The organism is Spirillospora sp. NPDC049652 (genome assembly GCF_040675125.1).
Classification (GTDB): Bacteria; Actinomycetota; Actinomycetes; order Streptosporangiales; family Streptosporangiaceae; genus Spirillospora.
Genome location: NZ_JBFAOF010000166.1, coordinates 1 through 10,681, shown reverse-complemented (window position 1 = coordinate 10,681; position 10,681 = coordinate 1). Strand labels below are relative to the sequence as shown.

The following is a 10,681-nucleotide window of genomic DNA, read 5'->3' as shown; positions in this document are numbered from 1 at the left end:
CGCCGCCACCTCCGAGCCGGACGCGCCGGACGCGCCGGACGGGACGGCGCCGGTGACCAGCTCGCCCAGCCGGCGCGCCTCCCCGCCCCAGAACTCCGACAGCGCGAGCCGCGTGTCGCGGACCGCGTCCAGCGGGACGCCGAGGACCGGCGCGGCCCGCCCGGGCGCGAACCGCACCCCCACCAGCGACTCACCCGGCTCCAGCGGCACCGGCGCCGGCCCGGTGTCCGGGCCCGCGACGATGACCTCCGCGTCCCGCGACCACCAGATCAGGTCCACGCAGCCGTCCGGGACCACCCGCTGGATGAAACGCCCCGCGTCCCCCGGCACCGACTGCCGCCACCAGCAGGCCAGCCCCGACCCCGTGGGCCCGGCGCCCTCCCGGTAATCCATACGACCCCCGCATAACCCGCCACGACCTGGGCAGGGGCCCAAGGTAGCCAAGATGAAGGGGGAGAACACCATGACCGACCTCAACGGCAAGACCATCGCGTTCCTCGTCGCCCCCGAAGGCACCGAGCAGGTGGAGCTCACCGAGCCCTGGAAGGCCGTGAAGCAGGCGGGTGGCACGCCGCGCCTGGTCTCCACCGAGAGCGGGAAGATCCAGGCGTTCAACCATCTCGACAAGGCCGACACCTTCGACGTCGACAGCACCGTCGAGGACTCCGGCCCGGGCGACTACGACGGCCTCGTCCTGCCCGGCGGCGTCGCCAACCCCGACCTGCTGCGCACGCTGCCCAAGGCCGTCGAGTTCACCCGCGGCTTCTTCGACGCCGGCAAGCCCGTCGCCGCGATCTGCCACGCGCCCTGGACCCTGATCGAGGCCGACGTCGTCCGCGGCCGCACCATGACGTCCTGGCCGAGCCTCCAGACCGACCTGCGCAACGCCGGCGCCACCTGGGTGGACGAGGAGGTCCAGGTCTGCGACGACGGCCCGAACCGCATGGTCACCAGCCGCAAGCCGGACGACCTCGAAGCCTTCTGCAAGGCCGCCGTCGAGGCCTTCGGCCGCTGACCGCCGCGTCCGGCCCCCGTCCGCACGCAGCTCCGCACCGCCCTCGCCCGGCCGCCCGCCGGACGCCGCCCGGCCCGGGCGGCGGAACCCCCCCGGAACCCGGGACGGCCGGGCGGGGAACGGCCGCCGCGAAGGCCGGTGGTCCAGACCAATGGGCTGGACCACTGGATGAACCTTCGAGGTCAATGAGCTGCCCAAATACCGATACCGGCAGGTAACTCGATACCGTTGTGCTACGTGACCCGTCGAGCGAAGATCATCAGCACCATCGGCCCCGCCGTCTCCAGTCCGGAGCGGATCAACGACCTCGTCGAGGCCGGCGTCGACGTCGCCAGGCTCAACATGAGCCACGGCGACCACGCCGTCCACGAGGAGGTGTACCACCGCATCCGCGCCGCCGCCGAGCGCCACGGCCGCGCCGTCGGCGTCCTCGCCGACCTGCAGGGCCCCAAGATCCGTATCGGGCGCTTCCCCGACGGCCCCGTCCGGCTCACGCTCGGCGACACCTTCGTCATCACCACCGAGGACGTCCCCGGCACCCGCCGCGAGGTCTCCACCACCTACCAGGGCCTGCCCGGCGACGTCGCGACCGGCGACACCGTCCTCATCGACGACGGCCGCGTCGCCCTGCGCGTCACGGGCGTCGAGGGCACGCGCGTCACCACCGAGGTGACCGTGGGCGGCATGGTCTCCGACAACAAGGGCCTCAACCTGCCCGGCGTTCCCGTCAGCGTCCCCGCCCTCACCGAGAAGGACGAGACCGACCTGCGCTGGGCCCTGCGCCTCGGCGTGGACATGGTCGCCCTCTCGTTCGTCCGCACCCCCGAGGACGCGGACATCTGCTACCGGATCATGGACGAGGAGGGCATCCGCGTCCCCCTCATCGGCAAGATCGAGAAGCCGCAGGCCGTGCGGAACCTCAAGGAGATCGTCGCCGCCTTCGACGGCATCATGGTCGCCCGCGGCGACCTCGGCGTCGAGCTGCCCCTCGAAGAGGTCCCGATCGTCCAGAAGCGCGCCATCGAGCTCTGCCGCGACAAGGCCCGCCCGGTCATCGTCGCCACCCAGATGCTCGAATCCATGATCAGCGCCCCCCGGCCCACCCGCGCCGAGACCAGCGACGTCGCCAACGCCGTCTTCGAGGGCGCCGACGCCGTCATGCTGTCCGGCGAGACCAGCGTCGGCCAGTACCCCATCGAGGCCGTCCGCACCATGAGCCGCATCGTGCAGACCGCCGAGGGGTCCAGCCTCCAGGCGACCCACACCCTGGAGCGCATGCCCGAGACGGTCGGCGGGGCCATCGCCCGCGCCGCCGCCGAGGTCGGCGCGATCGTCGGCGCGAAGGCCCTGGTGGCGTTCACCATGTCCGGCGAGACGGCCCGCCGCCTGTCCCGCTACCGCTCGCCCATCCCGCTGCTCGCCTTCACCTCGGTCCCGGCCGTCCGCGGCCGCCTCGCCCACGTCTGGGGCGTCGAGACCTACATCGTCCCGTTCGCCGACCACACCGACGAGATGGTCCGCCAGGTCGAACAGGGTTTGCTGGAGTCCGGACGCTGCCAGAAGGGCGACCGCGTCGTCATCGTCGCCGGCAACCCACCCGGCACCCCGGGCTCGACCAACGCGCTCCGAGTCCACCGCATCGGCGACGCCATAGCCCACCTCGACGACTGAGCGCCCGGCCCGCCCGCGCACGTGAACCTGTCGCGGCCCCCACCGCGACAGGTCACCCGAGCGCGGCCCCAGGCGGGGACGGGCACCCGTCCCCGCCCCGAGCCCCACACCGCTGAACACCCTGACCACCGGCCAGCAGGACGCCCTCCGCGCCCTCCTCCAGAACCTGGTCGACTGGTCGGCGACGCGGGTCAGTACTTGGGGCCCACGAACTCGTCCAACCGTGCCACCGCCTCAGCCCGAGCCACTGAGATGTTCCGGGCGTTGTTCTGCTTCCAGGCGATCCCGAGCGCGTCGAGCGTGTCCGTGTAGAGCTTCCGGATGTCATCGGACGCGTTGGTGAAGAAGTAGCGCGGGTACTCGTACACGCGATCCCCGTCCTTGCCTGGGCGGCGGACTCGATTGACGGTCCGGCAGCCGTCCGAATGGAGGAGGCCGCGCAGGAATTTCTCAGGGTGTTCGTCGACGATGGTCCGCTGCCAATCGGCGAGTCTGATCTCCCGTGCGTGTTTCAGGCCCGGCCCGTGTTGGGGAAACAGGCACGGCCAGTGCTTCGACTGGCTGTGGACCTCGACGGCGCCGGAGCGCTGCCTGCGCGACACCTTGGACAGCGGCATCGCGGTGCTCATGGCGGTGGCGGCGGCCTCCACGAGGCCGGGCCATGCGGCTGTGCAGCTGATGGTGAGCCGGTAGCAGCCCTTGGTGGTGGCCACGATGTGACCGTCCCCCAGGTACAGGCCCGCGAGGTAGGAATATTCGGCCGAGTCGAGCGTGCGGCCGAAACAGCGGGGGCAGTCCTGCTTGATCCGCCCGTCATGAGCGCCGGGGGCGGCCGGGTCGGGAATGCGGCGTCTCGTGCCGTACCGCCACTTCCGGACGGCGCCGACGGAGGCTCCGCAGATTTCGGCCACCGCCTGGTCGGTGAATCCCTGCCGATGCAGATCGAAGGCTTTGTCGATGACATCGCGCTGGTACATGCGGCGATGGTCCCTCAGGGGTACGACAAAGCGCCGCCCGGTGAAGGGCGACGCTTTGGTTTCCGACTATTCGGTTATTTGTGCCCCGAGTGGGATTCGAACCCACACTGTATGGTGTTTGAGACCATTGCCTCTGCCATTGGGCTATCGGGGCATTTAATGGACACCTGGCGTTATGCCCGTTTCGGCGTCCTAGGGGGAGGGGTCACGGGGAACAGGGTAGCGGACGCCGGTAGGCTCGTGCGCGTGACGGAGAGCGCTCGGCGAGTTGTGATCGCAGAAGATGAGGCCCTGATCCGGCTGGACCTCAAGGAGATGCTTCAGGAGGACGGCTACGAGGTCGTGGGCGAGGCGGGGGACGGTGAGGCCGCGGTGCGGCTGGCCGTCGAGCTGAAGCCCGACCTGGTCATCCTCGACGTCAAGATGCCGGTCCTGGACGGGATCAGCGCGGCGGAGCGGATCTCGGCGGAGCGGGTCGCGCCGGTGGTGATGCTGACGGCGTTCTCGCAGGCCGAGCTGGTGCAGCGGGCGACCGAGGCCGGGGCGATGGCGTACCTGGTCAAGCCGTTCACCAAGGCGGACCTGCGGCCCGCCATGGAGGTCGCGGTGAGCCGGTACACCGAGCTTCGGGCGCTGGAGGCCGAGGTCGCCGGGCTGGCGGAGCGGCTGGAGACCCGCAAGGTGGTGGACCGGGCGAAGGGCCTGCTCCAGGCCGCGAACGGCTGGACGGAGCCGGACGCCTTCCGGTGGATCCAGAAGACCTCGATGGACCGGCGCCTCACGATGCGCGCCGTCGCCGAGGCGGTCATCGCGGGCGCCGGCGGCGCCGCGGAGGACGGCGAGCCCGCGGCGGGCTGACCTCCGTCCCGTGTCCAGGGACCTCGCGGCGAGTCCGGCCGCGGGGTCCGCTGTCGTTGTGCCCGCTTCGCGGCGGGGTGGCGTGACCGTGACGGTTCGGTTCCGCCGCAGTCGGTCAAGGTGAGGCCGGGCAACGGTCCGCCAGGTGGGCGGCGCCCCCGCAGACCGCGAGCCCCGACGGTGGGGTAAAGGGGCGCGGACGGCCGGTGGGCGTGGGGTTCCGCACCGGTTGCGCCGGGTGTCCGGGGACGGCGGCGCTGAGTGTTCGCAGCGGTCACTGACCGTGATTCGCGCTGAATATCGGGTCGTGTGGGAGGGCACGGGGGAGTAACGAACAAGTAACCCTTCTGTCCGGGGGTCCTGTTTCGTCGGCTCTGCTCGGTGTACGACATACCTGGTCCCTGAGTGACCGATATCTCCTCCCAGGATCTCGGACACGTCGGGGCATGACTCGTACCCGATCCCTCCCCGGATCCGGATGGAAAGGTTGGGCACCTTGCGGCGCAACATGATGAGGGTCACCGGTGCTGTGGCGGTGAGCGCGGTGCTGGCGCTCGGTGCCGGCGCGTGCGGAGACAGCAAGAAGACGGGCGGCGGCGACGAGATCACGATCGGGTTCATGGGTGACCTGACCGGTGAGAACTCGGGCCTGGTGATTCCGCCCAAGCAGGGCGCGCAGCTCGCGATCGACCAGTACAACGCGACGAACCCCAAGGTCAAGATCAAGTTCAAGACCTACGACTCGCAGGGCAAGGCCGAGCAGGCCACCACCCTGGCCCAGGGCGCGATCAAGAACGACAAGATCGTGGGCCTGATCGGCCCGGCGTTCTCGGGTGAGTCGCAGGCGGTGAACCCGATCCTGAACGAGGCGAAGATCCCGTCGGTCACGCCGTCGGCGACGAGCATCACGCTGGCGACCAAGAACTGGAGCTACTGGCACCGGGTCGTCGCGAACGACACCGTGCAGAGCACCGGCGCGGCCACCTTCATCTCGGACACCCTGAAGGCCAAGAAGGTCTTCACGGTGGACGACAACCAGGACTACGGCAAGGGCCTGGCCGGCGGCATCAAGACCGCGGTGTCGGGCAAGGGCGCGCAGGTCCAGAGTGACTCGGTGGACGACAAGGGCACCGACTACTCGTCCACGGTGAACAAGATCAACCAGTTCAAGCCGGACGCGGTCTACTTCGGCGGCTACTACTCGGTGGCGGGCCGGCTGTTCAAGCAGCTGCGCGAGTCCGGGTACAAGGGCAAGCTGATGTCGGGCGACGGCTCGGTCGCGGCCGGCCTGATCGAGGCCGAGGGCCAGCAGAACGCGCAGGGCACGTTCCTCTCCTGCGGCTGCATGATCGACCCCGAGGGCAAGTCGAACGACAAGGCCAAGAAGTTCGCGGCCGACTACAAGGCCAAGTACGGCTCGGACGTCGCGATCTACTCGACCGAGGGCTTCGACGCCGCGTCGGCCTTCATCGAGGCCGTGAAGAACGGCAAGACCAGCGCCGAGGACATCAACTCCTACCTGAAGACCGTGGGCTTCCAGGGTGTCGGCAAGGAGATCAAGTTCGACGACAAGGGCGAGCTGGCGGCGCACGACATCTTCATCTACGAGGTGACGAGCAACAAGATCGGCCTGCTCGGCAAGGCCGGCGAGGCCAAGCCCACGAGCTGAGGCTGGCGCCTCTAACGGCCTCTCGTCTTTGAGGGGTGCCTTGACGGTGTGGGGGCGGGAGCGCCACAAGCGCTCCCGCCCCTTTTGACAAGGGCGACTCAGGTGTTCTCAGACTTCATTCATCAATTCTGGCCGTCGACGATCGACGGCCTGTCCCTCGGCGCGGTGTACGCGCTGGTGGCGCTCGGGTACACGATGGTGTACGGCGTCCTGCGGCTGATCAACTTCGCGCACGCGGACATCTTCATGGTCGGGACGTTCGCCGCGATGTGGACGGTCAAGTCCATGGGCGTGTCGGACGTGGGCGGGCTCGCCCTGGTCGGCGTGATCCTGCTCTCCGCGCTCGTGGCGGGCGCGGTGTCGGGCGGCAGCGCGGTGCTGCTGGAGCTGGTGGCCTACCGGCCGCTGCGCAAGCGCGGGGCGTCCCGGCTGGCGGCGCTGATCTCGGCGATCGGCGCGTCGATCGTGATCGAGCAGCTGTTCGCGACGATCATCATCCCGCAGGTGTTCGATCTGCCCAAGGAGAAGGGCAAGATCGCGCAGGCGTACCACTTCGTGCACCGGACGGACCTGATCGACATCGGTCCGATCAAGATCGCCAACGACCGCCTGATCATCTTCCTCGGGGCGATCCTCATCATGATCGCGCTGGACCAGTTCGTGAACCGCACGAAGCTGGGGCGCGGGATCCGGGCCACCGCCCAGGACCCGGAGAGCGCGGTGCTCATGGGCGTGAACATCGACCGGGTGGTCACGGCGACGTTCCTGGTCGGCGGCGTGATGGCCGGCGCGGCGGCGGCGCTCTACTACGCCCGGTTCGAGGAGGCGTGGTACTTCGCCGGCTTCCTGCTCGGCATCAAGGCGTTCACCGCGGCGGTGCTGGGCGGTATCGGCAACATCCGCGGCGCCCTCGTCGGCGGTGTGACGCTCGGGCTGTTCGAGTCCTACGGGTCGAGCCTGTTCGGGTCTCAGTGGAAGGACGTCGTGGCGTTCTCGGTGCTGATCCTGGTCCTGATGTTCCGTCCCACCGGCATCCTCGGTGAGTCCCTGCAGCAGGCGCGCGCATGAGCGGGGCGACGAGGGGGAAGAAGGGCCCGGGGTTCTCCATGGACCCCGTGCGCGACCGCTGGGACTCCGCTCCCGGCTGGGCCCGCTGGCTGGTGTACCTGCTGCTGATCGTCGGCGCGCTGCTGCTGCCGTCGCAGGCGATCGGGTCGTTCATGGCGCCGTCGGAGACCGACTGGCCGACCATGCTGAGCGACCAGATCGGCATCTACGTGCTGCTCGGACTCGGCCTGAACGTCGTGGTCGGCATGGCCGGCCTGCTGGACCTGGGCTACGTCGCGTTCTACGCGGTGGGCGGCTACACGATCGCGATCTTCGCGACGAAGTACCACTGGAGCTTCTGGTCCACGCTGGTCCTGGCGATCCTGACCGCGGCGCTGGCGGGCGTGCTGCTGGGCGCTCCGACGCTGCGGCTGCGGGGCGACTACCTGGCGATCGTGACGCTCGGGTTCGGTGAGATCGTCCGCCTGACGGCGAACAACCTGGACTACGTGAACGGCCCGCGCGGCGTGCAGGGGATCCCGCACCCGCCGTCGCTCTCGGAGTGGACGATCCCGGGCCTGGAGGTGCAGCCGTTCAAGTACGGGCTGCTCGACTCCCGTCCGTACTACTACATGCTGGTCTTCTTCATCGTGCTCGCGATCATCTTCGTGAAGCGGCTGGAGAGGTCCCGGGTGGGCCGGGCGTGGGCGTCGATCCGCGAGGACGAGGACGCGGCCGAGCTGATGGGCGTGCCGACGTTCAAGTTCAAGCTGGCGGCGTTCGCGATCGGAGCGGCGATCGGCGGCAGCGGCGGCGTGGTGTTCGCGGCGAAGCAGACCTCGATCAACCCGGGCAGCTTCACCTTCATGGTGTCGGCGCTGGTGCTGGCGGCCGTGGTGCTCGGCGGCTCGGGCAACATCCCGGGCGTGGTCCTCGGCGCGTTCCTGCTGGCCTGGCTGCCGGAGCGGTTCCGGGAGCTGTCGGACTACCGGATGCTGATCTTCGGTGTCGCGCTGGTGGCGATGATGATCTTCCGTCCGGAGGGCCTGTGGCCGTCCCGGCAGCGGAAGGCCGAACTCGCCGAGGGCACGGGCGGAATGGGCTCGATGGGCGCGGAGATCCCCGGGCCCGGGACGGCCGCGGAGGTGACCAAGTGAGCGAGGCGACCATCCGGGACGACGCGCAGGCGAAGCCGGTGCTGGAGCTGCGCGAGGTCGTGATGCGCTTCGGCGGCGTCGTGGCGATCAACAAGCTGGACCTGACGGTCCGGGAGGGCGAGATCTTCGCCCTGATCGGGCCGAACGGCGCGGGCAAGACCACGGTGTTCAACGTGACGACCGGGGTGTACCGGCCGACCGAGGGCCAGGTGGTCTTCGGCGGCCGGCGCATCGACGGCCGCAAGCGCTACGCCGTGACCAAGCTCGGCGTGGCGCGGACGTTCCAGAACGTCCGGCTGTTCCACAACATGACGGCGCTGGAGAACGTGATGGTGGGCGCGGACGCGCACCACCGGACGGGGCTGGCGGGCGCGGCGCTCGGCCTGCCGTGGCACCGGCGCGAGGAGCGCCAGGGCCGCGAACGGGCGGTCGAGCTGCTGGACTTCGTCGGTGTCGGGCACCGCCGCGGCGAGGCCGCCAAGAACCTGCCGTACGGCGACCAGCGCCGGCTGGAGATCGCGCGGGCGCTGGCGACCGACCCCAGGCTGCTGCTGCTGGACGAGCCCGCCGCCGGCATGAACCCGGCGGAGAAGGTCGAGCTGCAGGGGCTGATCCGCAAGATCCGCGACTCGGGCGTGACCGTGCTGCTGATCGAGCACGACATGAGCCTGGTGATGGGGATCAGCGACCGGATCGCGGTGGTGGACTTCGGGCAGAAGATCGCCGAGGGCCTGCCGGCCGAGATCCAGAACGACCAGCGGGTCATCGAGGCGTACCTGGGGGCTCCGGCCGATGCTTCTTGAGATCAACGACATCCACGTCCACTACGGCAAGATCGCCGCGCTGAAGGGGATCTCCGCCGAGGTCGACGAGGGCGAGATCGTGACGCTGATCGGCGCGAACGGCGCCGGGAAGACGACCACGCTGAAGACGGTCTCGGGCCTGCGTCCGCTGACGTCCGGGTCGATCCGGTTCGCCGGGCAGGACATCAGCAAGATGCCGGGGCACAAGCGGGTGCTGGCGGGCATCGGCCAGTCGCCGGAGGGCCGGGGCGTGTTCCCCGGCATGACGGTGGAGGAGAACCTGCTGATGGGCGCCTACGCCCGGCGCGGGGACTTCTCCAAGGAGCTGGCCGAGGTCTACGAGCTGTTCCCGCGGCTGGCCGAGCGCAAGTCGCAGGCGGGCGGCACGATGTCCGGCGGCGAGCAGCAGATGCTGGCGATCGGCCGCGCGATGATGGCCAAGCCGAAGGTGCTGCTGCTGGACGAGCCGTCCATGGGGCTGGCGCCGAAGCTGGTGCAGCAGATCTTCTCGATCATCGTGGAGATCAACCGGCGCGGCACGACGGTGCTGCTGGTCGAGCAGAACGCCAGCCAGGCGCTGCAGATCGCGCACCGCGCGTACGTGCTGGAGACCGGGCGGGTGGTGAAGTCGGCCCCGGCCGCGGACCTGCTGGACGACCCGCAGGTGCGGGCCGCCTACCTGGGCGGCGGCGTCGAGGCGCCGGTCGGCGCGCCGGCGGAGGACGCCCCCGAGGTCGCCGCTCCGAAGACGGTGGAGGAGACTCCCGAGGTCGCCGCTCCGGAGACGGTGGAGGAGGAAGAGACGCCTCCGTCCTCCTGACCGGTCACGGGCCTTGAGCCGTCACGGCCGTCGCCGTCCCCGAGAGGGGCGGCGGCGGCCGTTCCGCGTTGGAGGGGTGACGGCCGTTGTCCGGCCGAGGCACGGCCGTCCCGCACCGGTGGCCCGGGGCGGAAGCGCCGGTTCAGGGGAGGGGGATGTCGGCGGGCGGCGGGTCGGTGACCATGCCCACGGCGGGGGAGCCGTACAGCTGGACGGACTTCACCTTGGCGCCCTTGGGGACGTCGAACCACAGGTCGAACTCGGCGCGCATGTTCGCGCCGACCGACAGCCGTTCGGGCTGCCGCTTCACCATGGTGCTGTTGATGTCGGCGCCGATCCGGCGGCCGTCGGTGAGGACGAGCCGCTGGGCCCAGGTGTCGAACACCTGGAGGTCGCGGCCGGTGTTCACGCACAGCAGGCGGATCCGGACGTACTGGCCCTTGGGGTTCATCTCCGCGTGCGTGCCGAGGATCGTGGCGATGCCGTCGGTGTACGCGACGACCGTGAACAGCATGTCGCTGCTGCGTCCGGTGCGGTCCTTCTGAGCCTTCTCCCCGTCGCGGAGCTTCTCGGCCGGCAGCGTGTAGCCGCGGTCCTCGTGCCGCGCGCAGCCCTGGAGCGAGCCCAGCAGCGCGGCGGCGGCCAGCGCGATGGCCGCGGCAGT

At 70.0% G+C, this 10,681-nt stretch carries 11 protein-coding genes and 1 tRNA gene; 8 read left to right on the top strand and 4 right to left on the bottom strand.

Annotation, left to right across the window (positions count from 1 at the left end):
• Positions 1-393 (bottom strand): DUF6597 domain-containing transcriptional factor (locus AB0J52_RS14095; RefSeq protein ID WP_500181984.1); only part of this gene is annotated, 393 nt, incomplete at its 3' end.
• Positions 394-445: 52 nt separating this feature from the next.
• Here AB0J52_RS14095 and AB0J52_RS14090 point away from each other — a divergent pair.
• A complete protein-coding gene (locus AB0J52_RS14090; protein WP_500181983.1) occupies positions 446-1,015 on the top strand; it encodes a type 1 glutamine amidotransferase domain-containing protein in 570 nt (189 codons plus the stop codon).
• Between the two features lie 237 nt (positions 1,016-1,252).
• On the top strand, positions 1,253-2,686 hold the full coding sequence (gene pyk, locus AB0J52_RS14085; RefSeq protein WP_500181982.1) for a pyruvate kinase: 1,434 nt from the start codon (positions 1,253-1,255) through the stop codon (positions 2,684-2,686).
• A 191-nt stretch (positions 2,687-2,877) separates the two neighbouring features.
• On the opposite strand, the gene AB0J52_RS14080 is transcribed toward pyk, so the two are convergent.
• Positions 2,878-3,663, bottom strand: a complete 786-nt coding sequence (locus AB0J52_RS14080) for a hypothetical protein (RefSeq protein ID WP_500181981.1) — start codon at positions 3,661-3,663, stop codon at positions 2,878-2,880.
• Positions 3,664-3,744: 81 nt separating this feature from the next.
• A tRNA-Leu gene (locus AB0J52_RS14075) sits at positions 3,745-3,817 on the bottom strand.
• Positions 3,818-3,903: 86 nt separating this feature from the next.
• Here AB0J52_RS14075 and AB0J52_RS14070 point away from each other — a divergent pair.
• From AB0J52_RS14070 to AB0J52_RS14045, 6 genes are all read left to right on the top strand, one after another.
• On the top strand, positions 3,904-4,521 hold the full coding sequence (locus AB0J52_RS14070) for an ANTAR domain-containing response regulator (protein ID WP_500181980.1): 618 nt from the start codon (positions 3,904-3,906) through the stop codon (positions 4,519-4,521).
• A gap of 496 nt (positions 4,522-5,017) precedes the next feature.
• Positions 5,018-6,190, top strand: coding sequence for a branched-chain amino acid ABC transporter substrate-binding protein (locus tag AB0J52_RS14065; RefSeq protein WP_500181979.1), 1,173 nt, complete (start codon positions 5,018-5,020; stop codon positions 6,188-6,190).
• 102 nt (positions 6,191-6,292) lie between these two features.
• On the top strand, positions 6,293-7,258 hold the full coding sequence (locus AB0J52_RS14060) for a branched-chain amino acid ABC transporter permease (protein WP_500181978.1): 966 nt from the start codon (positions 6,293-6,295) through the stop codon (positions 7,256-7,258).
• Positions 7,255-8,394 carry a branched-chain amino acid ABC transporter permease gene (locus AB0J52_RS14055; protein ID WP_500181977.1) on the top strand — a complete coding sequence of 380 codons (1,140 nt, stop codon included), beginning with the start codon at positions 7,255-7,257 and terminating at the stop codon, positions 8,392-8,394. The genes AB0J52_RS14060 and AB0J52_RS14055 overlap by 4 nt, the downstream gene beginning before the upstream one ends.
• A 62-nt stretch (positions 8,395-8,456) precedes the next feature.
• Positions 8,457-9,197: an ABC transporter ATP-binding protein gene (locus AB0J52_RS14050; protein WP_500181985.1), complete on the top strand. Its 741-nt coding sequence runs from the start codon at positions 8,457-8,459 to the stop codon at positions 9,195-9,197.
• On the top strand, positions 9,187-10,017 hold the full coding sequence (locus AB0J52_RS14045) for an ABC transporter ATP-binding protein (protein ID WP_500181976.1): 831 nt from the start codon (positions 9,187-9,189) through the stop codon (positions 10,015-10,017). The genes AB0J52_RS14050 and AB0J52_RS14045 overlap by 11 nt, the downstream gene beginning before the upstream one ends.
• Positions 10,018-10,159: 142 nt before the next feature.
• Here AB0J52_RS14045 and AB0J52_RS14040 read toward each other — a convergent pair.
• Positions 10,160-10,681, bottom strand: a 522-nt coding sequence (locus tag AB0J52_RS14040; RefSeq protein WP_500181975.1) for a DUF4352 domain-containing protein, incomplete at its 5' end; no start/stop codon positions are given.

Excerpts from the sequence above, each read along its gene's own strand:
- AB0J52_RS14090 (WP_500181983.1), top strand. The coding sequence starts at position 446 with ATGAAGGGGGAGAACACCATGACCGACCTCAACGGCAAGACCATCGCG.
- AB0J52_RS14080 (WP_500181981.1), bottom strand. The coding sequence starts at position 3,663 with ATGTACCAGCGCGATGTCATCGACAAAGCCTTCGATCTGCATCGGCAG.
- AB0J52_RS14055 (WP_500181977.1), top strand. The coding sequence starts at position 7,255 with ATGAGCGGGGCGACGAGGGGGAAGAAGGGCCCGGGGTTCTCCATGGAC.
- AB0J52_RS14050 (WP_500181985.1), top strand. The coding sequence starts at position 8,457 with ATGCGCTTCGGCGGCGTCGTGGCGATCAACAAGCTGGACCTGACGGTC.
- AB0J52_RS14045 (WP_500181976.1), top strand. The coding sequence starts at position 9,187 with ATGCTTCTTGAGATCAACGACATCCACGTCCACTACGGCAAGATCGCC.